The following is a 20,710-nucleotide window of genomic DNA, read 5'->3' on the forward strand; positions in this document are numbered from 1 at the left end:
CGGTCGGCGACGTCGCGCGCGCCGGGGGTGTTGTGGTCGTCCTTTTCCGGCAGCACGGTGCCGAGCACGGACACGCCGGTGCGCATCACGTCCATCGGGTGGGCGCTGGCGGGCACCCATTCGAGGGCGGCCTTGACGTTGGCGGGCAGACCGCGCAGGGCCTTGAGCTTGGCCTTGTAGGCAGCCAGTTCGGCGCGGGTGGGGAGCTTGCCGTGCACCAGCAGGTGGGCGATTTCCTCGAATTCGCAGGTCTCGGCGATGTCGAGGATGTCGTAGCCGCGGTAGTGCAGGTCGTTGCCGGTACGGCCGACCGTGCACAGGGCGGTATTGCCGGCGGTCACGCCCGACAGGGCGACGGACTTCTTGGGCTTCGGGCCGTTCTGCGGGACTGGCTGCTGCTCTGACATCGCGTCTCCTGTCTGGTCTCTTGCCCGAGCCAAGCGCGGGATCGATCCTGTTGCACACCGTGGTCATCGCCTGGCGCGCGCCAGGCAACGTTCATGCAAAGAAGCGTTCGAGCACCGTGCCGGGCAAATCAGCACCGGTGGCGTGCGCCCGCTGCAGCAGCGACCAGTAATACCGGTAGCTGGCCCGATCGTGCAGTTGGCCCTGGTGGCGGATCGGTGCCCAGTTGTTCTCGTAGGCGGCCAGCAGGATCTCGCTGGACGCGCCAATCTCCGTGCCGCTGGGGCGGAAGGCCGCAACGATCGGCTGGATCTGGCTCGGGTGGATGCTCCACTTGCGCAGGTAGCCGAATTCGGCCCGGGCGCGCAGGGCATCGTCTCCGGCGCGGGACGGCTGCTCGATATCGGTGCTGACGTTATGCGAGGGCACCTTGCCGTACCGATGGCAGGCGGCCGAGATCTCCAGCATGGCGCGCCGGATCAGCGGGTGCTCGAACTGCTGCGGCGAGCGCATGGCGTCGCCCGGGATGGCACCGTGGTGGGCGGAGACGAAATCCATCAGCCCGAAGCTGAGGCATTCCACCTGCACGAGGCGGGCGATGTCGAATACCTGGTCCAATGCGGCATGCGTCTCTATCAGCACATGAATGGGGATGTGCCGTGCGATGCCGGCGGCGCGGGCCGCCTGGTTCACGTGGTCGGTAACGCGCGCGACCTCGACCACATCGGTCACCTTGGGCACCACCACATAGGCCAGCCGGGCGCCGGCGCTGCCCACCAGGGTGTCGATGTCCTGGCGCCAGCAGGGGTGCGCCGGGTCATGGATGCGCACGCCCACGCGGTTGAAGTGGTTTTGCGGGCTGTTGATGAGGCGTGCGCACAATTCAGCGTGCTCGCGCTCCAGCCCGACGGCGGTGCCGTCTTCGCAGTCGAAGGTGATATCGAAGACGGGCCCAAGCTCCTGCTGCAGGGCAAGCGACTTCAGCATCAGCTTTTCGTTGCCGGCATAGTGGTCGCAGACCGGCAGTTGCGTCGGAACGGCTTCGCCCTGGAACAAGACCTCGGAAGGATGCACTTTATTCAATCGAATAGCGGTTGGGGGAGGCAGGGGCGGGGCGCCAGAATGAAAAAACCGGAGCCTGCGCCGATTCGTGAATCGATGCGAGGCTCCGGTCTAGTCATTGGCGCTGCCTGGATCCTGGATCAGCCGAGCAGATGCTGCACGCCGGCACGCTCTTCTTCCAGTTCCTTGAGCGTGATATTGATCTTTTCCTGGCTGTAGGCGTCGACTTCGAGGCCCTTGACCATTTCGTACTTGCCGTTGGCGGTGGTCACCGGGAAGCCGAACATGGTGTCTTCGGGGATGCCGTACGAACCGTCCGACGGGATGCCCATGGTGACCCACTTGCCGTTCGAGCCCAGGACCCAGTCATGCACGTGGTCGATGGCAGCGTTGGCGGCCGAAGCTGCCGACGACAGGCCACGGGCCTCGATGATGGCGGCGCCGCGCTTGCCAACGGTCGGCAGGAACACGTCGTTGTTCCAGGCGTGGTCGTTGATCAGGTCCTTGACGCTCTGGCCGTCGACGGTCGCGTAGCGGTAGTCGGCGTACATGGTCGGGCTGTGGTTGCCCCAGACGAACATCTTCTCGATCGACGCGACCGGCTTGCCAGTCTTGGCGGCGATTTGCGACAGGGCACGATTGTGATCCAGGCGCAGCATGGCGGTGAAGTTCTCCTTGGGCAGGCTCGGAGCCGACTTCATCGCGATGTAGGCGTTGGTGTTGGCCGGGTTGCCGACCACCAGCACCTTGATGTCGCGGGCGGCGACTTCGTCCAGCGCCTTGCCTTGCACCGTGAAGATCTGTGCGTTGGCTTCGAGCAGGTCCTTGCGCTCCATGCCCTTGCTACGCGGACGGGCACCGACCAGCAGCGCGACGTTGGCGTCCTTGAACGCGACCTTGGGGTCGTCGGTGATCACCACGCCGGCCAGCAGCGGGAATGCGCAATCTTCCAGTTCCATCACCACGCCCTTGACGGCGGCCTGGGCTTGCGGGAGGTCGAGCAATTGGAGGATGACCGGCTGGTCTTTGCCAAGCATGTCGCCATTGGCGATGCGGAACAGCAGGGAGTAGCCGATCTGGCCAGCGGCGCCGGTGACTGCGACGCGCATTGGGGCTTTAGCCATGAGTAATTCTCCAAACAAGAAGAGGGGGAAACTGGTCGGTGCCTGGCCGGAGGGTAGTCCGGACGTCACCGGTTGCGGGTTTGTCGCCACGGCGGCAAGCGGCAATCCGCCGGCGCGCTGCTAGCGGTACCGACTGGAGAGAGCCACAACGGGTCATGGGGTGCGACAAAGCGTAAGTCTACTGCGAAGAGGGGTGCCGTATCCAGAGCGGGTGCAGGCGTGAAACCTGCGGGAGTGTAGGCCTGCACATTTGTGTTGTCAATTCATATGTCTTATATAAGACATAAGACATTTGATGGCGGGCTGGACGTGCTTCCTCGTTTTGTGGTGAAATTCGCTTATGTCATCCCTGCCCCCGTCCCTCGCCGGCACTGCCGTTGCTGCAGTGCAGGATAATGGCGCCGCTACGTCCGGCGCCGGGACACAGCCGTCCGCCGCGGCGGCCTCGCCAACCTTCAGCCCACTCTATCAGCAGATCAAGGCGCTCATCACGCAGAGCCTGCAGTCCGGTGAATGGAAGCCTGGCGACATGATCCCCAGCGAAATGGACCTGGCAGCCCGCTACAAGGTCAGCCAGGGCACGGTGCGCAAGGCCATCGACGAACTCGCGGCCGAAAACCTGGTGGCGCGCCGCCAGGGCAAGGGCACGTTTGTCACGACGCACCACGAGGATGGCGTGAAGTTCCGCTTCCTGCGCCTGGTGCCGGACGAGGGCGAGCCCCATTATGGGGCCAGCCAGGTGCTGGAATGCAAGCGCCTGCGCGCGCCGGCCGAAATCGCACGCCTTCTCGATATCCGCACCGGCGATGGCGTGGTGCAGATCCGCCGCGTGCTGTTTTTCTCCGGCGAGCCGACCGTGCTGGACGAAATCTGGCTGCTGGGCACCAACTTCAAGGGCCTGACGGCCGAGAAGCTGACCGAATGGAAGGGCCCGATGTATGCGCTGTTCGAGGCTGAATTCGGCACGCGCATGATCCGGGCGACCGAAAAAATCCGCGCGGTGGCCGCTGACCAGGCCACCGCGTCGCTGTTGTCCGTGGACGCTGGCACGCCGCTTTTGTCTGTCGAGCGCGTCTCGTTCACCTATGGCGACCGGCCCGTCGAAGTCCGTCGCGGCCTGTATGTAACCACCCGGCACTATTATCAGAACGATTTGAGCTGACCCGCCGGAATGCAATCCATGTCGATTATTGCTGTTGCAGCCACGGCAGCCCCCGCTGTTGCGCAAAGCAAGGATGATTACCTCGCGGCATGGTTGCGTGCGATTGTCGGGCACGCCATGTTGGTGCGCGATAGCTGAAAATTATTGGTGCGCCGCGCAACAAAGGCGCTAAAATTATCGGGATTTGCTCTGGCTGCATCCATTTGCATCCAGGGCGCTCAGAAGTTTCGTTTTTTGTTTACCGCAAATGGGGTCTAGCAATGGCTGAAGCCAAACAAGCCAGGCCGGAGTTCAGGAACATCCATGTGACGCAGCTGGTGCGTTACAGGTTGCCCTGGGCCGGCAAGGTGTCCATCCTGCATCGCGCAAGCGGTGCTCTGATGTTCCTCCTCCTTCCTTTCGTCCTGTATCTCTTCGAACAGAGCGTCACTTCCGAACTGAGCTTCGCAAAGTTCTCGGCGCTTCTGTCCGGCGGCTTCGTCAAGCTGGTTCTGCTGGCTCTGATCTGGGGTTACCTGCACCACTTCTGCGCCGGCATCCGTTTCCTGCTGCTCGACGTGCACGTTGGCGTGACCAAGCCCGCTTCGGCGAAGTCCGCTGTTGCCGTGCTGATCATCAGCCTGTTGCTCACCGCTGTGTTCGGCCTGAAGCTGTTCGGCCTGTTCTGAGGAGAGAGTCAACGTGGCAAATAATAATATCGGTCCCAAGCGTCTGGTCGTCGGTGCGCACTACGGTCTCAAAGACTGGCTCGCGCAGCGCGTCACCGCTGTCATCATGGTGGTCTTCACCATCGTGCTGGCAGTCGCCTTCCTGCTCTCGAACGGCGCTTCCTACGAAGCGTGGGCAGGTCTCTTCTCCAACCAGTGGATGAAGATCATCACGTTCCTCACCATCCTGTCGCTGCTGTATCACGCCTGGATTGGCGTGCGCGACATCTGGATGGACTATGTGAAGCCGATGGCCGTGCGCCTCGCGCTGCAAGTTCTTACGATTCTGTGGCTCGTCGGTTGTGCGGGCTACGCAGCTCAGATTCTCTGGAGGGTGTAATAAATGGTCGCAGTCAAGACAGGATTGCCGCGTCGTCGCTTTGACGTGGTCATCGTCGGGGCGGGCGGCGCTGGGATGCGCGCATCCCTCCAGCTCGCGGAAGCCGGCCTGAATGTCGCCGTGCTCTCCAAGGTTTTCCCGACACGCTCGCACACCGTGGCGGCGCAGGGTGGCATTGGCGCTTCGCTCGGCAACATGAGCGAGGACAACTGGCACTATCACTTCTACGACACCATCAAGGGTTCCGATTGGCTGGGCGACCAGGACGCAATCGAATTCATGTGCCGCGAAGCCCCCAAGGTCGTCTACGAGCTCGAGCACTTCGGCATGCCGTTCGACCGTAACGCCGACGGCACCATCTACCAGCGTCCGTTCGGCGGTCATACGTCGAACTACGGCGAGAAGCCGGTCCAGCGCGCTTGCGCGGCTGCCGACCGTACCGGCCACGCACTGCTGCACACGCTGTACCAGCGCAATGTGCGCGCCAAGACGCACTTCTTCGTCGAGTGGATGGCGCTGGACCTGATCCGCGACGCCGACGGCGACGTGCTGGGCGTGACCGCGCTGGAAATGGAAACCGGCGAGGTCTACATCCTCGAGGCCAAGACCACGCTGTTCGCCACCGGCGGCGCCGGCCGTATCTACGCCGCGTCGACCAATGCCTTCATCAACACCGGTGACGGCCTGGGCATGGCAGCGCGCGCAGGCGTGCCGCTGGAAGACATGGAGTTCTGGCAGTTCCACCCGACCGGCGTGGCCGGCGCGGGCGTGCTGATCACCGAAGGCGTGCGCGGGGAAGGCGGTATCCTGCGTAACAAGGACGGCGAACGCTTCATGGAGCGCTATGCGCCGACGCTGAAGGATCTGGCGCCGCGCGACTTCGTCTCGCGCTCGATGGACCAGGAAATCAAGGAAGGCCGCGGTTGTGGCCCGAACGGCGACTACGTGCTGCTGGACCTGACGCACGTCGGGGCCGACACCATCATGAAGCGCCTGCCGTCGATCCGCGAGATCGGCGTCAAGTTCGCCAACGTCGACGCGATCAAGGAACCGATCCCGGTGGTGCCGACCATCCACTACCAGATGGGCGGTATCCCGACCAACATTAATGGCCAGGTGGTGGCGCCGAAGAACGGCAACCCCAACGAAGTCATCAACGGTTTCTACGCGATCGGCGAATGCTCCTGCGTGTCGGTGCACGGCGCCAACCGCCTGGGCACCAACTCGCTGCTGGACCTGGTGGTGTTCGGCCGCGCGGCCGGCAACCACATCGCCGCGACCTCGATCAAGCAGAAAGAGCACAAGCCGCTGCCGGCCGATGCTGCCGACCGCGCCATGTCGCGCCTGGCCAAGCTGCAATCGTCGTCGTCGGGTGAATACACCCAGGACGTGGCCAACGACATCCGCAAGAACATGCAGTCGCATGCCGGTGTGTTCCGTACGCAGAAGCTGATGGACGAAGGCGTCGAGCGCATCCTGGAAGTGGCGGAACGTGCTGACAACATCCATCTGAAGGACAAGTCCAAGGTCTTCAACACCGCGCTGGTGGAAGCCCTGGAAGTGGCCAACCTGGTGGAAGTGGCCAAGGCCACCATGATTTCGGCAGCTGCCCGCAAGGAATCCCGCGGTGCGCACGCGCACAGCGACTTCCCGAATCGCGACGACGAGAGCTGGCTCAAGCACACGCTGTTCTACAGCGAAGGCAACCGCCTCGACTACAAGCCGGTGAAGATGAACCCGCTGACGGTGGAAAGCGTTCCTCCCAAGGCCCGGACCTTCTAAGCACCGCGTAGGACCCACAGGACCCACAGAAATGAAGCGTATTTTCGAAGTCTACCGCTACGACCCGGACAAGGATGCGGCTCCCCGCATGCAAACGTACGAGGTCGAGCTCGACGGTCATGAGCGCATGTTGCTCGACGCGCTGGTCAAGCTGAAGAAGCTGGACGAAACCATCTCGTTCCGCCGCTCGTGCCGCGAAGGCGTGTGCGGTTCGGACGCGATGAATATCAACGGCAAGAACGGTCTGGCCTGCCTGACCAATATGCTCGAGCTGCCGGAACGCATCGTCTTGCGTCCGCTGCCCGGCCTGCCGGTGGTGCGCGACCTGATCGTCGACATGACGCAGTTCTTCAAGCAGTACAACTCGATCAAGCCGTACCTCATCAACGACGAGCCGCCGCCCGAGAAAGAGCGCCTGCAGTCGCCCGAGGAACGCGACGAGCTGGACGGCCTGTACGAGTGCATCTTGTGCGCAAGCTGCTCGACGTCGTGCCCGTCGTTCTGGTGGAACCCGGATAAGTTCGTCGGCCCGGCCGGCCTGCTGCAAGCCTATCGCTTTATCGCGGACAGCCGCGACCAGGCGACCAGCCAGCGCCTGGACGACCTGAACGACCCGTACCGCCTGTTCCGTTGCCACAGCATCATGAACTGCGTCGACGTTTGCCCGAAGGGGTTGAACCCGACCAAGGCCATCGGCAAGATCAAAGAGCTGATGGTTCGCCGCTCGGTCTGATCCTGCGCGGTTGTTGTAAGCGGCGCGTCAGTCCGGGCTATCAAACTGCATACCCGACCGGCGCGCCGGAAGTAGGTACCTATGACCGAAAGTGTTTCCCCCAGTTTCTCCCACCAGGCCGATCCGCACCGGCGTGCACGACTGCGCTGGCGCGCGCGGCGCGGCCTCCTGGAGAACGACATCATCGTCGAACGTTTTTTCAACCGTTACGAAGAGAGCCTCTCCGACCAGGACGTGGCCTCGCTCTCCGAACTCTTCGAGCTGAGCGACAACGAGTTGATGGACCTGCTTCTTGCGCGCAAGGAGTTGGACGGTGAGCTCGACACGCCCCCGATGCAGCACGTGATTGCCCTGCTGCGTTCGGTCTGAGTTTCGTCAACATTATTAGTCAGCATTAGAAGGAACCGACATGACGCCGTCCGATGTGAAAGCCACGCTATCGTTTTCCGATGGTTCCCCCAGCGTTGAGCTGCCGATTTATACGGGTACCGTTGGCCCCGATGTAATCGATATTCGCAAGCTGTACGGACAAACCGGCAAGTTCACCTATGACCCCGGTTTCATGTCGACGGCTTCGTGCAATTCGAAGATCACCTATATCGACGGGGACAAGGGTGAGCTGCTGTATCGCGGCTACCCGATCGAGCAGCTGGCCACCAAGTGCGACCACCTGGAAACCTGTTACCTGCTGCTCAAGGGCGAACTGCCCAATGCCAAGCAGAAGGAAGAATTCGTCGGTGCCGTGATGAACCACACCATGGTTCACGAGCAGATGCAGTTCTTCCTGCGCGGCTTCCGCCGCGACGCCCACCCGATGGCCGTCCTGACGGGCCTGGTGGGCGCCATGAGCGCGTTCTACCACGACGCCATGGACATCGATGATCCGCACCAGCGCGAAATCTCCGCGATCCGCCTGATCGCCAAGATGCCGACCCTGGTCGCCATGGCCTACAAGTACAACATCGGCCAGCCGTACATCTATCCGCAGAACGACCTGTCCTACTCGGGCAACTTCATGCAGATGATGTTCTCCACGCCGTGCGCCCCGTACAAGGTGAACCCGGTGCTCGAGCGCGCGCTCGACCGCATCTTCATCCTGCACGCGGACCACGAGCAGAACGCCTCCACCTCCACGGTGCGCCTGGCTGGCTCCTCGGGTACCAACCCGTTTGCCGCCATCGCCGCGGGCGTGGCTTGCCTGTGGGGCCCGGCTCACGGTGGCGCCAACGAAGCCGCCCTCAAGATGCTTGAGGAAATCGGCAGCGTCGACAACATCACCGAGTTCATCAAGCAGGTCAAGGACAAGAACTCGGGCGTGCGCCTGATGGGCTTTGGCCACCGCGTGTACAAGAACTACGACCCGCGTGCCAAGCTGATGCGCGAAACCTGCTATGAAGTGCTGAATGAACTGGGCCTGCACAACGACCCGCTGTTCAAGCTCGCCATGGAACTGGAAAAGATCGCGCTGGAAGACGAGTACTTCGTCAGCCGCAAGCTGTACCCGAACGTCGACTTCTACTCGGGCATCGTGCAACGCGCACTTGGCATCCCGACGTCGCTGTTCACCTGCATCTTCGCCCTGGCACGCACCCCGGGCTGGATCTCGCAGTGGGAAGAAATGATCACCGATCCGGAATACAAGATCGGCCGTCCGCGCCAGCTGTTCAACGGCGCGGCAAGCCGCAACGTGCCGGACATGGGCACGCGCTGATGCCCCGGTAAGGTGGCGCTGGCAGTCACGGCGCCGCATGCATCATGAAACGCCCCGGCCTTGGCCGGGGCGTTTTGCTTTTGTGCGCGTGTACCTGCGCAGATCTGATCCGTCAGCCAAGACGAGCCAAGACGGGCCAAGATGGGAAACGGCTCGCCGGGGCGGCGCAGCAATACCAAATGCTCCGGCCTTGCCAAGGCCTTGTCCTCCAGGCCCGGCAGCACTTGTGCGACGCAAAAGATTTATTGCGTGAAAGGTGGCGAAGACGCCAATTTCCGACGATTTGTGCTGTGTTACTACCATTAAGATCCTCATTTGTTGTGCAAATGTGCTATCCGGCGCGGAATTTGACCCTATAATGCGGGCTGCTTTGCCGACAGCAGCCGGGCCACCCTTCCGGACTGCGTTGAGGCGAGCGGGGCAGGCGAATCACCTGCGCAATAGAGAACGCATTAACGTTGTCTTTCCGAACCAAGGTCTTCCGCTGCATGGATTGCAGAGGAGGGCTGACACACGCCGGGCCCCGCACACGCTTCTTTTCTTGCAGGCCCGTCTTCCGCGTCTCGGGCGTTTTTCCCAGTTTTCGCTCGCGGGTGTTGTTCGATTGCGCAGGTCATGCCGTCTCGGCCCATGACCAACCATAATCGAGGAGCACCTGAATGACGCTGTCCCGTCTTACGTCCATCTCCCTGGCCACGGCCCTGTGCGCCTTCGGCGCCGCCGCCAACGCTGAAACCGTCAAGATTGCCATTGCCGGCCCCATGAGCGGCTCGGTCGCCCAGTACGGCGACATGGTCAAGGCTGGTGCGCTGACTGCCATCGAGCAGATCAATGCCGCCGGCGGCGCGGGCGGCAACAAGTTCGAAGTGGTGATGATGGATGACGCCTGCGAACCGAAGCAGGCCGTGGCGGTAGCCAACAAGATCGTCAGCCAGAAGATCCATTACGTGATCGGCCACGTGTGCTCGGGCTCGACCATTCCGGCTTCGGACATCTACGAGAACGAAGGCATCGTCATGGTGACGCCGTCGGCCACCGCGCCGCAGCTGACCGAGAACAAGAAGCGCAAGTTCATCTTCCGCACCATCGGCCGCGACGACCAGCAAGGCCCGGCCGCTGCCCAGTACATCATCACCAAGGTCAAGCCCAAGAAGGTCGCGATCCTGCACGACAAGCAGTCGTACGGCCAGGGCATTGCCTCGTCGGTGAAGAAAGACCTGGAAGCCGCCAAGATCCCCGTGGCTGTGTTCGAAGGCGTGAACGCAGGCGATTCCGACTACTCCGCTGTCATTACCAAGCTCAAGTCGCAAGGCGTGGACTTCGTCTACTTCGGCGGCTACCACCCGGAAATGGGCCTGTTGCTGCGCCAGGCGCGCGAGCAGGGCGTCAAGGCGACCTTCATGGGTCCTGAAGGCGTGGGCAACAAGGACGTGACGGCCATCGCCGGCGCGTCTTCGGAAGGCATGCTGGTCACGCTGCCGGCCGACTTCTCCGCCGATCCGTCCAACGCCGCGCTGGTCAAGGCTTTCGCCGACAAGAAGCGCGATGCCAACGGCCCGTTCCAGATGCCGGCCTACGCCGCGGTCCAGATCATTGGCGATGCCATTGCCGGCGCCAAGAGCACGGATCCGACCAAGGTCGCCGCCTACATGCACAAGAACGCCTTCCAGACCCCGATCGGCAAGGTCGAGTACGATGCGCAGGGCGACCTGAAGTCGTTCAGGTTCGTTGTGTTCACCTGGCACAAGGACGCTACCAAGACCGCCGCCAACTAAGCCGCACACCGGCTTTGCACGCCCCGCTCCCGGTTTGAGCGGGGCGTTTTGGTATCGGGGTCCGGTTGCCCGGCCGGCGCGGTTTATCCGCCGCGTCCGGGGCCTGGGCATATCCGGCATTACGGAGCCGGCCCGGCGCTTGCGCACCTCCTGCAACGCCGGCTTCTCCAGCTTCAAAGTTATGGGGCTTCCCGCATGAACGAGTTCCTTCCACAGTTTACCCAGCAGCTGGTCAATGGCCTGACGCTGGGTGCGATCTATGCGCTGATCGCCATTGGCTACACCATGGTCTACGGCATCATCGGCATGATCAATTTTGCCCACGGCGAGATCTACATGATCGGCGCCTACGTGGGCCTGGTGACGCTCACGGCCATCGGCGCGAGCGCGGGCTATCCACTGCCGCTGGTGCTGGGGGCCGCCTTGCTGGTGTCTGTCCTGGTCACCGGTTTGTATGGCTTCGCGGTGGAGCGGGTGGCCTACCGGCCCCTGCGCGGCGGTCCGCGGCTGGTGCCGCTGATCTCCGCCATCGGCATGTCGATCTTCCTGCAGAACTATGTGCAGATCGGGCAGGGCGCGCGCGACATGTCCGTGCCGGTGCTGATCTCCGGCGCCATCGAGTTCCAGATGGGCGGCGATTTCACCGTGACCGTACCGTATTCGCGCCTGCTGATCGTCGGCGTGACGCTGGTGCTGATGCTCGCGCTGACGCTGTTCATCGGCCGCTCGCGCATGGGCCGCGCCTGCCGTGCCTGCGCCGAAGACATGCGCATGGCCAACCTGCTCGGCATCGACACCAACCGCGTGATCTCCTTCACCTTCGTGCTGGGCGCGATGCTGGCGGCGGTGGGTGGCGTGCTGATCGGCCTGACCATCGGCAAGCTCAACCCGTACATCGGCTTCGTGGCGGGCATCAAGGCCTTCACCGCGGCCGTGCTGGGCGGCATCGGCAGCATCCCGGGCGCCATGCTTGGCGGCGTGCTGCTGGGCCTGGCCGAGACCTTTGCCTCCGGCTATATGCCGGCCGAGTACAAGGACGTGGTGGCTTTCGGCTTGCTGGTGCTGATCCTGCTGTTCCGCCCGACCGGGCTGCTGGGCAAGCCTGACGTTGAAAAGGTGTGAGGACGCTATGACACAAGCTATTGCTACGCCAATCAGTTTGGCGCAGGGCGCGCCGGCAGGGCAGACCCTGAAGAACGCCATCGTCGCGGCCGTGATGACGGCCATCCTGACCATTCCCGTGCTGGGGCTGCAGCTCAAGCTCGACGGCTACAAGGTCGTGCTCGAGCCGCACTGGCAGCCGGTGTGGCTGGCGGTGGGCGCGGTCTTCCTGTTCCAGCTCTTCAAGCCGCTGTTCCAGCGCGCTACGGCCGGCGTCAAGGTGCCGAGCCTGCCCGCGCTGGGCGCGACCCAGCAGCGCAAGGTGATCTGGCTGCTGCTGGCGGTGGGCCTAGTGTTCCCGTTCTTCAGTTCACGCGGCGCCGTGGACGTGGCCACGCTGGCGCTGATCTACGTGATCCTGGGCCTCGGCCTGAACATCGTGGTGGGCTATGCCGGCCTGCTCGACCTGGGCTATGTCGGCTTCTACGCGGTCGGCGGCTACACCTACGCGCTGCTCAACCAATATTTCGGGCTGACCTTCTGGGAGTGCCTGCCGATCGCCGCCGGCATGTCGGCGCTGTTCGGCTTCGTGCTGGGCTTTCCGGTGCTGAGGCTGCGCGGCGACTACCTGGCCATCGTCACGCTGGGTTTCGGCGAGATCATCCGCTTGCTGCTCAACAACCTGACCAGCCTCACCGGTGGCCCGGATGGCGTGTCGGGCATCCCGAAGCCGACTGTGTTCGGCATCGAGATGGCGCGCAGTTCGAGCGTGGAGGGCGTCAAGACCTTCCATGAGCTCTTGGGCTGGGACTACAGCGGCGAGCACATGGTGATCTTCCTCTACCTGCTGGCGCTGCTGCTGGTGGGCTTCACGCTGTTCGTCACCAGCCGGCTGATCCGCATGCCGATGGGGCGCGCGTGGGAAGCCCTGCGCGAGGACGAGATCGCCTGCCGCTCGCTGGGCCTGAACCCGACCCGCATCAAGCTGTCGGCGTTCACGCTGGGCGCGGCGTTTGCCGGCCTGGGCGGCGCGTTCTTCGCTGCGCGCCAGGGCCTGGTCAATCCCGAATCGTTCACCTTTATCGAGTCCGCGCTGATCCTGGCGGTGGTGGTGCTGGGCGGCATGGGCTCGCAGCTGGGCGTGATCCTGGCCGCCATCCTGCTGACCGCGCTGCCGGAAGTGGCGCGCGGCTTCGCCGAATACCGCATGCTGATTTTCGGCCTGGTGATGGTGCTGATGATGATGTGGCGTCCGCAGGGCCTGCTGCCCGCGAGCCGCCCCCATGTGGAGTTGCCGCAATGAGCCAAGTTCAATCAGCGGAACTGCTGAAAGTCTCCGGTCTGCAGATGCGCTTTGGCGGCCTGCTGGCGGTCGACGGCATCGATTTCGATGTGCGCCGCGATGAAGTCTTCGCCATCATCGGCCCCAACGGCGCGGGCAAGACCACGGTGTTCAACTGCGTGGGCGGCTTTTATAAGCCCACTGCCGGCGAGGTCATGCTGGACGGGCATTCGATCGCCCGCCTGCCGAGCCACCAGGTGGCGCGCCGCGGCTTGGTGCGCACGTTCCAGAATATCCGCTTGTTCAAGCAGCTGACGGTGGTCGAGAACCTGCTGGTGGCGCAACACCTGCAGGTACGCTCCGGGCTGCTGCGCGGGCTGTTTGCCACGCCGGCCTACCGCCGCGCCGAGCGCGAGGCGCTGGAGCGTGCCGCGCTGTGGCTCGAGCGCATGGGCTTGCGCGGCGTGGCCAACCGCGAGGCGGGCACGCTGTCGTATGGCCACCAGCGCCGGCTGGAAATCGCACGCTGCATGATCACCAATCCGCGCTTGCTGATGCTTGACGAGCCAGCTGCCGGCCTCAATCCGCAGGAGAAGGTCGAGTTGTCGCAGTTGATCGACCAGCTGCGGCGCGAGCACAAGATCTCGGTGCTGCTGATCGAGCATGACATGAGCCTGGTGATGGGCGTGTCCGACCGCATCCTGGTGATGGAACACGGCCGCCCGATCCTGGTCGGCAAACCGGCCGAAGTGCGCAACGACCCGCGCGTGATCAAGGCTTACCTGGGAGAGGACTGATGCTGAAGCTGGAACAAGTCCATACCCATTACGGCGCGATCGAAGCGCTGTCTGGCGTATCGATTGAGGTGAACAAGGGCGAGATCGTCACGCTGATCGGCAGCAACGGCGCTGGCAAGACCACGCTGATGATGACCGTGTGCGGCTCGCCGCGCGCATCGAGCGGGCGTGTGATGTTTGAAGGTCAGGACATCACGCGCCGTCCCACGCACGAGATCATGCGCCTCGGCATGGCGATCTCGCCGGAAGGGCGGCGCGTGTTTCCCAGCCTGACGGTGCTGGACAACCTGAAGATGGGCGCCTTCTTCGGCAAGCGCGACGAGATCGAGGCGGGCGTCGAGCACGTCTACAAGCTCTTCCCGCGGCTCAAGCAGCGCTCCACGCAACGCGCCGGCACCATGTCCGGGGGCGAGCAGCAGATGCTGGCCATCGGGCGCGCACTGATGAGCCGGCCCCGGCTGCTGTTGCTGGACGAGCCGACGCTCGGCCTGGCACCGCTGGTGATCGCGCAGATCTTCGACATCATCCGGACCATTCGTGACGAGGGCGTCACAGTGTTCCTGGTCGAGCAGAACGCCAACAAGGCGCTGGGCGTGGCGGATCGCGGCTATGTGCTGGAGACGGGGCGCGTAGTGCTGGCGGACACCGGCGCCAATCTGCTGGCCAACGACCGCATCAAGAGCGCTTACCTGGGCGGCTAACCCAGCCTGCCTCCCGCACACCCGCCTGGCGGGTGAGCGGGAGGCCAGCGCCACTCCCCCCCTTTTCGCCATCGGCGAAATCCCCCTTTCGCCAATCACATTACATTTCCGCCGCCGCGCAGGCCGGGCACGGCCCGGCCGCGCGCTATCGCTGTGGCATAATCGATTGTGAAGTCAAGCATCGCAGCAAGCCGCATTTTATTGCCCGCACTCCTGCGAAAAATCCCCCAAACTACCGCGCGACGCCGCCAACCGTGCTGTACCAAACGGTCCCGGCCCGCCCCCCCTGCATCATGGCCAAGACGCTTTACGACAAACTTTGGGATGACCACACTGTGCACGTCGAGGATGACGGCACCACGATGCTGTACATCGATCGCCATCTGCTGCACGAAGTCACCAGCCCGCAGGCGTTCGAAGGCCTGAAGCTGGCGCAGCGCCCGGTCTGGCGCATCAGCGCCAACCTGGCGGTGTCGGACCACAACGTGCCGACCACGGATCGTAGCCAGGGCATTGCCGATCCGGTGTCGAAGCTGCAGGTGGATACGCTGGACAACAACTGCGACGCATACGGCATCACCCAGTTCAAGATGAACGACCTGCGCCAGGGCATCGTGCACGTGATCGGGCCGGAGCAGGGCGCCACGCTGCCGGGCATGACGGTGGTCTGCGGCGATTCGCATACCAGCACGCACGGCGCGTTTGGCGCGCTGGCGCACGGCATCGGCACCTCCGAGGTGGAGCACGTGCTGGCCACGCAGACGCTGCTGGGCAAGAAGGCCAAGAACATGCTGGTGCGCGTGGAAGGCAAGCTGCCGCGCGGCTGCACCGCCAAGGACATCGTGCTGGCCGTGATCGGCAAGATCGGTACCGCGGGCGGCACCGGCTACACCATCGAGTTCGCTGGCTCGGCCATTCGCGACCTGAGCATGGAAGGGCGCATGACGGTGTGCAACATGGCCATCGAGGCGGGCGCGCGCGCTGGCCTGGTGGCGGTGGACGATGTCACGCTCGAGTACGTCAAGGGCCGCCCGTTCTCGCCGCAGGGCGTGGAGTGGGAGCAGGCCGTGGGCTACTGGCGCACGCTGCATTCGGACGCCGGTGCGCATTTCGACCAGGTGGTCGAGCTGCGTGCGGAAGAGGTTCGTCCGCAGGTGACCTGGGGCACCTCGCCCGAGATGGTCGTCAGCATCGAGGACCGCGTGCCGGATCCCGAGAAGGAAAAAGACCCGAACAAGCGCAACGCCATGGAGCGCGCGCTCGAGTACATGGGCCTGCAGCCCAACGTGCCGGTGGACAGCATCAAGATCGACAAGGTCTTTATCGGTTCCTGCACCAACTCCCGCATTGAAGACATGCGCGCGGCTGCTTGGGTCGTGCAGAAGCTGGGACGCCGCGTGGCGTCCAACGTGAAACTGGCGATGGTGGTGCCGGGCTCGGGCCTGGTCAAGGAGCAAGCCGAGCGTGAAGGGCTGGACAAGGTCTTCAAGGCCGCGGGTTTTGAGTGGCGCGAGCCGGGCTGCTCGATGTGCCTGGCCATGAACGCCGACCGCCTGGAGGCGGGCGAGCGCTGCGCGTCGACCTCGAACCGCAACTTCGAAGGGCGCCAGGGAGCGGGTGGCCGGACTCACCTGGTGAGCCCGGCGATGGCCGCCGCGGCTGCCATCGAAGGCCACTTCGTCGATATCCGCCAGCTCAGCTAATTCGCGCAGGCTCATCATGAAACAAGCCCTGATTGTGTTGCTCGCATGCCTGGGCATGCTGCAACTGGCCGGCTGCCATACGATGGCCGGCCTTGGCAAGGACACACAGGCCGCAGGCCGCTCGCTCGAAAGCGCGGCAAAGAAGTAAGGAACCGACCATGGATAAGTTCACTGTACACAGCGGGCTCACGGTGCCGCTGGACCGCGAGAACGTCGACACCGACGCCATCATCCCGAAGCAATTCCTCAAGTCGATCAAGCGCACCGGCTTCGGCCCGAACCTGTTCGACGAATGGCGCTACAAGGATGTGGGCCAGCCCGGGCAAGACAACAGCCGCCGCCCGCTGAACCCGGACTTCGTGCTCAACCAGCCGCGCTACCAGGGCGGCTCGATCCTGCTGGCCCGCCGCAACTTCGGCTGCGGCAGCTCGCGCGAGCACGCACCCTGGGCGCTGACGCAATATGGCTTCCGCGCCGTGATCGCGCCGAGCTTTGCCGACATCTTCTTCAACAACTGCTACAAGAACGGCTTGCTGCCGGTGGTGCTGACCGAGTTGCAGGTCGACCATATCTTCAACGAGACCAATGCGTTCAGCGGCTACAAGCTGACCATCGATCTCGATAAGCAAGTGGTGGTCACGCCGGGCGGCAACAGCTACCCGTTCGACATCGCGCCGTTCCGCAAGTACTGCATGCTCAATGGCTTTGACGATATCGGCCTGTCCCTGCGCCATGCCGACAAGATCAAGGCGTATGAGGCCGAGCGCGTGGCCAAGATGCCGTGGCTGAACAACCGCGTGGTCGGCTGAGGCCGGTTGGTACGCTGAGACAAAACAAGGAAGACAAAGCATGAAAATCGCAGTCCTGCCGGGTGACGGCATCGGTCCCGAGATCATCGCGGAGGCCGTCAAGGTCCTCAACGCGCTCGACGAAAAATTCGAGATGGAAACCGCCCCGGTGGGCGGCGCCGGCTACGAGGCCAGCGGCCATCCGCTGCCCGACGCCACGCTCAAGCTGGCTAGGGAAGCCGACGCCATCCTGTTCGGCGCCGTGGGCGACTGGAAGTACGACAAGCTGGATCGCCCGCTGCGTCCCGAGCAGGCCATCCTCGGCCTGCGCAAGCACCTGCAGCTGTTCGCCAACTTCCGTCCGGCGATCTGCTATCCGGAACTGACCGGTGCGTCCAGCCTGAAGCCCGAGCTGGTGGCCGGCCTGGACATCCTGATCGTGCGCGAGCTGAACGGCGACATCTACTTTGGCCAGCCGCGCGGCATGCGCGAAGCCCCGGACGGTCCTTTCAAGGGCGCACGCGAAGGCTTCGACACCATGCGCTACAGCGAGCCGGAAATCCGCCGCATCGCCCACGTGGCCTTCCAGGCCGCGGCCAAGCGCGGCAAGAAGCTGTGCAGCGTGGACAAGGCCAATGTGCTCGAGACTTTCCAGTTCTGGAAGGACGTCGTGATCGACGTGCACAAGGAATACCCGGAAGTCGAGCTGTCGCACATGTACGTGGACAACGCGGCCATGCAGCTGATCAAGGCGCCCAAGAGCTTCGACGTGATCGTCACCGGCAATATGTTCGGCGACATCCTGTCGGACGAGGCCGCCATGCTGACCGGCTCGATCGGCATGTTGCCGTCGGCTTCGCTGGACGCCAACAACAAGGGCCTGTACGAACCGTCGCACGGCTCGGCACCGGACATCGCGGGCAAGGGCGTGGCCAATCCGCTGGCCACCATCCTGTCGGCCGCGATGATGCTGCGTTTCTCGCTGAACCGCGCCGAGCAGGCCGACCGCATCGAGAACGCCGTCAAGAAGGTGCTGGCCCAGGGCTACCGCACCGGCGACATCCTGACACCGGGCTGCAAGCAAGTCGGCACGCGTGAAATGGGCGAGGCGGTGCTCGCGGCACTGTAAGCCGCATTAAAGTTGAAAAGGCGCCGCATGCGGCGCCTTTTCTTTCATTTGTCCCCGATTTCCCCCGTGTGGCAGCGCCACAAAATCGTGTAGACTCTGCGAATGGTCCGAATCTTCCAGTCCCCCTCGACTGCCATCGCCGCCCCGGTTGCTACCCGCAGCCCGGTTGGCCTGGGTTCGCACGGCCACCCGCTTACCGCAACGACGATTAAAACCATTACTACCAAAACGATCGGCTAGATCGTTCGTCGTGCCTGCTCGTCTTCCCCGCGCAGTCACGTCGGGCGAGGAAAGCGCGGGGAAGTTCAAATCACATCCGAGGTTAGTCATGATTGTAGGTCTCGTCGGCTGGCGAGGAATGGTCGGCAGCGTCCTGATGCAACGCATGCAGGAAGAGCGCGATTTCGACCATATCGAGCCCGTATTCTTCAGCACGTCCAACGCTGGCGGCCAGGCTCCGGCCATGGCCAAGAATGAAACCAAGCTCAAGGACGCGAACGACATCGAAGCGCTGAAGAAGTGCGACGTTGTCCTCACCGCCCAGGGCGGTGACTACACCAACGAGATTTTCCCGCAGCTGCGCGCAGCTGGCTGGAAGGGCTACTGGATCGACGCGGCGTCCTCGCTGCGGATGAAGGACGATGCCATCATCGTGCTGGATCCGGTCAACCTTGGTGTCATCAAGGACGCGCTGGCGAAGGGCGTCAAGAATTTCATCGGCGGCAACTGCACGGTCAGCTGCATGATGATGGGCCTGGGCGGCCTGTTCCAGCACGACCTGATCGACTGGATGACGTCCATGACCTACCAGGCTGCTTCGGGCGGTGGCGCGCAGCACATGCGTGAGCTGCTGACGCAGTTCGGCACGCTCAATGCATCGGTCAAGTCGCTGCTGGATAACCCGGCATCGGCCATCCTGGAAATCGACCGCACCATCCTGGCGACCCAGCACGGCCTGTCCGCCGACGAAACCAAGCAGTTCGGCGTGCCGCTCGCTGGCAACCTGATTCCCTGGATCGACAAGGACCTGGGCAACGGCGTGTCGAAGGAAGAATGGAAGGCCGGCGCCGAGACCAACAAGATCCTGGGCCGCGGCGAAGGCTTCCTGGGTGCGACCGGCGCTGCGCCGATTGCCGTGGACGGCCTGTGCGTGCGCATTGGCGCCATGCGCTGCCATTCGCAGGCGCTGACCATCAAGCTGCGCCGCGATGTGCCGCTCGATGAGATCGAAGCCATGCTGGCCGAAAACAACCAGTGGGCCAAGGTGGTGCCGAATACCCGTGAGGCCAGCATGACCGACCTCACGCCGGCCGCCGTGACCGGCACCCTGACCATTCCGGTGGGACGCCTGCGCAAGATGCAGATGGGTGGGGAATACCTCTCGGCCTTCACCGTCGGCGATCAGCTGCTGTGGGGCGCCGCCGAGCCCCTGCGTCGTATGCTGCGCATCCTGATCGAAGCCTGAGCCAGGGACTTGCTCCCAAGGAGCGCTTGAGTCATGTCTTGGTCCATGTCTTGAGGCTCCGCGCAAGGCCTCCGTGGTTCCGTTGCAGCAAGGCAACAGAAACCACGGGCTTTGATAACAACGCCGCGCCTGTGCGCGGCGTTGTCACGCCCGGGCGCCTATTCTTCCCGGCGTTGCGTCACAATACAGGCGGCATATGCCGGGCTGCGGGGCGGTTATCCGCACGTCCGTACGAGTTGGCGCGGGGCTCAGTCGGGACGCTAACTTGCTGCGCTAAACCATTGATGTTAAGTTAATTTCACTACTAGAACACAACGGAGCACAAGGTGAGTGTGAGCCAACATCGCCGGAAAGATGCGCCTACCGCCCGCCAGCGCTGGTCAACGCTGGCCTTCACGGCACTCGGTTTGCTGCTCGCGCAGCCGGCCGCTTATGCCGCGGGGTTTGGGCAATTACGGGTACAGTCGAATCTGGGTCAGCCGCTGCAAGCGGAAATCGATATTAGTGGCGTCAGCGCGGAAGAGGCGGACGGCCTGGCCGTCAAGCTGGCGTCTCCCGATGCGTATGCCAAGGCCGGCCTGACGTATCTGCCCGCGGTCAGCAGCCTGCGGCTGCAGGTCGAGCGCCGCCCCAACGGGAGCTATGTGGCGCGGGTCCGGTCAACCCAGCCGCTCAGCGAGCCCTTTGTCGATATCCTGGTGGACATGACATGGGCGAGCGGCAAGGTGTCGCGCGCGTACACTTTCCTGCTGGATCCGGCAGGAGCCAAGCCTTCGAACCAGACTTTCTCGCCTGCCACGGTAGTGCAGGCGGGCACCCCTGACGAATCCGGCGCCACCAGCCCGGCGGCGCCCGCGCCAAGCGCCGCGCCCGTGCCCGCGCCGTCGGTGCAGGCTCCGCCTCCCGTGGCGGCCAGCCCGGCGCCACGGCCCCAGGCCAAGGC

The 20,710-nt window shown here is 63.7% G+C and carries 21 protein-coding genes; 18 read left to right on the forward strand and 3 right to left on the reverse strand.

Annotation, left to right across the window (positions count from 1 at the left end; genetic code table 11):
* From AB4061_RS38270 to AB4061_RS38280, 3 genes are all read right to left on the reverse strand, one after another.
* Nucleotides 1-407: citrate/2-methylcitrate synthase (locus tag AB4061_RS38270; RefSeq protein WP_441641298.1), on the reverse strand; the 407-nt coding region annotated here is incomplete at its 3' end.
* Between the two features lie 91 nt (nucleotides 408-498).
* Nucleotides 499-1,479, reverse strand: a complete 981-nt coding sequence (locus AB4061_RS38275) for an HpcH/HpaI aldolase/citrate lyase family protein (RefSeq protein ID WP_441641299.1) — start codon at nucleotides 1,477-1,479, stop codon at nucleotides 499-501.
* A gap of 128 nt (nucleotides 1,480-1,607) precedes the next feature.
* Nucleotides 1,608-2,591 carry a malate dehydrogenase gene (locus AB4061_RS38280; protein WP_150993520.1) on the reverse strand — a complete coding sequence of 328 codons (984 nt, stop codon included), beginning with the start codon at nucleotides 2,589-2,591 and terminating at the stop codon, nucleotides 1,608-1,610.
* Nucleotides 2,592-2,931: 340 nt separating this feature from the next.
* Between AB4061_RS38280 and AB4061_RS38285 the strand changes: the two genes are divergently transcribed.
* The 18 genes from AB4061_RS38285 to AB4061_RS38370 all read left to right on the forward strand — a co-directional run.
* The gene (locus tag AB4061_RS38285) at nucleotides 2,932-3,753 is read left to right on the forward strand and encodes a GntR family transcriptional regulator (RefSeq protein ID WP_043348039.1); all 822 of its coding nucleotides are present in this window, start codon (nucleotides 2,932-2,934) and stop codon (nucleotides 3,751-3,753) included.
* Between the two features lie 260 nt (nucleotides 3,754-4,013).
* Nucleotides 4,014-4,421, forward strand: coding sequence for a succinate dehydrogenase, cytochrome b556 subunit (gene sdhC / locus AB4061_RS38290; protein ID WP_441641300.1), 408 nt, complete (start codon nucleotides 4,014-4,016; stop codon nucleotides 4,419-4,421).
* A gap of 13 nt (nucleotides 4,422-4,434) precedes the next feature.
* The gene (sdhD, locus tag AB4061_RS38295) at nucleotides 4,435-4,800 is read left to right on the forward strand and encodes a succinate dehydrogenase, hydrophobic membrane anchor protein (RefSeq protein ID WP_441641301.1); all 366 of its coding nucleotides are present in this window, start codon (nucleotides 4,435-4,437) and stop codon (nucleotides 4,798-4,800) included.
* Between the two features lie 3 nt (nucleotides 4,801-4,803).
* Nucleotides 4,804-6,582, forward strand: coding sequence for a succinate dehydrogenase flavoprotein subunit (gene sdhA, locus AB4061_RS38300; protein WP_043348030.1), 1,779 nt, complete (start codon nucleotides 4,804-4,806; stop codon nucleotides 6,580-6,582).
* Nucleotides 6,583-6,613: 31 nt separating this feature from the next.
* Entirely contained in the window at nucleotides 6,614-7,315 is a 702-nt protein-coding gene (locus tag AB4061_RS38305) for a succinate dehydrogenase iron-sulfur subunit (protein ID WP_043348027.1), read from the forward strand.
* Nucleotides 7,316-7,396: 81 nt separating this feature from the next.
* On the forward strand, nucleotides 7,397-7,684 hold the full coding sequence (locus tag AB4061_RS38310) for an FAD assembly factor SdhE (RefSeq protein WP_006161620.1): 288 nt from the start codon (nucleotides 7,397-7,399) through the stop codon (nucleotides 7,682-7,684).
* Nucleotides 7,685-7,724: 40 nt separating this feature from the next.
* The gene (gene gltA / locus AB4061_RS38315) at nucleotides 7,725-9,026 is read left to right on the forward strand and encodes a citrate synthase (RefSeq protein ID WP_006161619.1); all 1,302 of its coding nucleotides are present in this window, start codon (nucleotides 7,725-7,727) and stop codon (nucleotides 9,024-9,026) included.
* A gap of 659 nt (nucleotides 9,027-9,685) precedes the next feature.
* Nucleotides 9,686-10,801, forward strand: coding sequence for a branched-chain amino acid ABC transporter substrate-binding protein (locus tag AB4061_RS38320; RefSeq protein ID WP_441641302.1), 1,116 nt, complete (start codon nucleotides 9,686-9,688; stop codon nucleotides 10,799-10,801).
* A gap of 195 nt (nucleotides 10,802-10,996) precedes the next feature.
* On the forward strand, nucleotides 10,997-11,923 hold the full coding sequence (livH, locus tag AB4061_RS38325) for a high-affinity branched-chain amino acid ABC transporter permease LivH (RefSeq protein ID WP_150993324.1): 927 nt from the start codon (nucleotides 10,997-10,999) through the stop codon (nucleotides 11,921-11,923).
* Between the two features lie 7 nt (nucleotides 11,924-11,930).
* Nucleotides 11,931-13,205 (forward strand): high-affinity branched-chain amino acid ABC transporter permease LivM, encoded by a 1,275-nt coding sequence (locus AB4061_RS38330; RefSeq protein ID WP_441641303.1) that lies wholly within the window; start codon nucleotides 11,931-11,933, stop codon nucleotides 13,203-13,205.
* Nucleotides 13,202-13,981: a high-affinity branched-chain amino acid ABC transporter ATP-binding protein LivG gene (livG, locus tag AB4061_RS38335; protein WP_043348014.1), complete on the forward strand. Its 780-nt coding sequence runs from the start codon at nucleotides 13,202-13,204 to the stop codon at nucleotides 13,979-13,981. The genes AB4061_RS38330 and livG overlap by 4 nt, the downstream gene beginning before the upstream one ends.
* Nucleotides 13,981-14,682 (forward strand): ABC transporter ATP-binding protein, encoded by a 702-nt coding sequence (locus tag AB4061_RS38340; RefSeq protein ID WP_043348012.1) that lies wholly within the window; start codon nucleotides 13,981-13,983, stop codon nucleotides 14,680-14,682. The genes livG and AB4061_RS38340 overlap by 1 nt, the downstream gene beginning before the upstream one ends.
* Before the next feature lie 293 nt (nucleotides 14,683-14,975).
* Nucleotides 14,976-16,385 carry a 3-isopropylmalate dehydratase large subunit gene (gene leuC / locus AB4061_RS38345; RefSeq protein ID WP_174428408.1) on the forward strand — a complete coding sequence of 470 codons (1,410 nt, stop codon included), beginning with the start codon at nucleotides 14,976-14,978 and terminating at the stop codon, nucleotides 16,383-16,385.
* A gap of 16 nt (nucleotides 16,386-16,401) precedes the next feature.
* On the forward strand, nucleotides 16,402-16,533 hold the full coding sequence (locus AB4061_RS38350) for an entericidin A/B family lipoprotein (protein ID WP_006161612.1): 132 nt from the start codon (nucleotides 16,402-16,404) through the stop codon (nucleotides 16,531-16,533).
* 10 nt (nucleotides 16,534-16,543) lie between these two features.
* Entirely contained in the window at nucleotides 16,544-17,194 is a 651-nt protein-coding gene (leuD, locus tag AB4061_RS38355; RefSeq protein ID WP_441641304.1) for a 3-isopropylmalate dehydratase small subunit, read from the forward strand.
* Nucleotides 17,195-17,234: 40 nt separating this feature from the next.
* The gene (gene leuB, locus AB4061_RS38360) at nucleotides 17,235-18,302 is read left to right on the forward strand and encodes a 3-isopropylmalate dehydrogenase (RefSeq protein ID WP_441641305.1); all 1,068 of its coding nucleotides are present in this window, start codon (nucleotides 17,235-17,237) and stop codon (nucleotides 18,300-18,302) included.
* A 328-nt stretch (nucleotides 18,303-18,630) separates the two neighbouring features.
* The gene (asd, locus tag AB4061_RS38365) at nucleotides 18,631-19,767 is read left to right on the forward strand and encodes an aspartate-semialdehyde dehydrogenase (protein ID WP_043348001.1); all 1,137 of its coding nucleotides are present in this window, start codon (nucleotides 18,631-18,633) and stop codon (nucleotides 19,765-19,767) included.
* Nucleotides 19,768-20,093: 326 nt separating this feature from the next.
* Nucleotides 20,094-20,710 (forward strand): type IV pilus assembly protein FimV (locus AB4061_RS38370; protein WP_441641306.1); only part of this gene is annotated, 617 nt, incomplete at its 3' end.

This window comes from Cupriavidus sp. YAF13 (assembly GCF_052113425.1).
Lineage (GTDB): Bacteria > Pseudomonadota > Gammaproteobacteria > Burkholderiales > Burkholderiaceae > Cupriavidus.

Bases quoted from the DNA above. Each gene is read 5' to 3' on its own strand.
- AB4061_RS38280 (WP_150993520.1), bottom strand. From the start codon at position 2,591: ATGGCTAAAGCCCCAATGCGCGTCGCAGTCACCGGCGCCGCTGGCCAG.
- AB4061_RS38285 (WP_043348039.1), top strand. From the start codon at position 2,932: ATGTCATCCCTGCCCCCGTCCCTCGCCGGCACTGCCGTTGCTGCAGTG.
- sdhC (WP_441641300.1), top strand. From the start codon at position 4,014: ATGGCTGAAGCCAAACAAGCCAGGCCGGAGTTCAGGAACATCCATGTG.
- sdhA (WP_043348030.1), top strand. From the start codon at position 4,804: ATGGTCGCAGTCAAGACAGGATTGCCGCGTCGTCGCTTTGACGTGGTC.
- AB4061_RS38305 (WP_043348027.1), top strand. From the start codon at position 6,614: ATGAAGCGTATTTTCGAAGTCTACCGCTACGACCCGGACAAGGATGCG.
- AB4061_RS38310 (WP_006161620.1), top strand. From the start codon at position 7,397: ATGACCGAAAGTGTTTCCCCCAGTTTCTCCCACCAGGCCGATCCGCAC.
- gltA (WP_006161619.1), top strand. From the start codon at position 7,725: ATGACGCCGTCCGATGTGAAAGCCACGCTATCGTTTTCCGATGGTTCC.
- AB4061_RS38320 (WP_441641302.1), top strand. From the start codon at position 9,686: ATGACGCTGTCCCGTCTTACGTCCATCTCCCTGGCCACGGCCCTGTGC.
- livH (WP_150993324.1), top strand. From the start codon at position 10,997: ATGAACGAGTTCCTTCCACAGTTTACCCAGCAGCTGGTCAATGGCCTG.
- AB4061_RS38330 (WP_441641303.1), top strand. From the start codon at position 11,931: ATGACACAAGCTATTGCTACGCCAATCAGTTTGGCGCAGGGCGCGCCG.
- livG (WP_043348014.1), top strand. From the start codon at position 13,202: ATGAGCCAAGTTCAATCAGCGGAACTGCTGAAAGTCTCCGGTCTGCAG.
- AB4061_RS38340 (WP_043348012.1), top strand. From the start codon at position 13,981: ATGCTGAAGCTGGAACAAGTCCATACCCATTACGGCGCGATCGAAGCG.
- leuC (WP_174428408.1), top strand. From the start codon at position 14,976: ATGGCCAAGACGCTTTACGACAAACTTTGGGATGACCACACTGTGCAC.
- AB4061_RS38350 (WP_006161612.1), top strand. From the start codon at position 16,402: ATGAAACAAGCCCTGATTGTGTTGCTCGCATGCCTGGGCATGCTGCAA.
- leuD (WP_441641304.1), top strand. From the start codon at position 16,544: ATGGATAAGTTCACTGTACACAGCGGGCTCACGGTGCCGCTGGACCGC.
- leuB (WP_441641305.1), top strand. From the start codon at position 17,235: ATGAAAATCGCAGTCCTGCCGGGTGACGGCATCGGTCCCGAGATCATC.
- asd (WP_043348001.1), top strand. From the start codon at position 18,631: ATGATTGTAGGTCTCGTCGGCTGGCGAGGAATGGTCGGCAGCGTCCTG.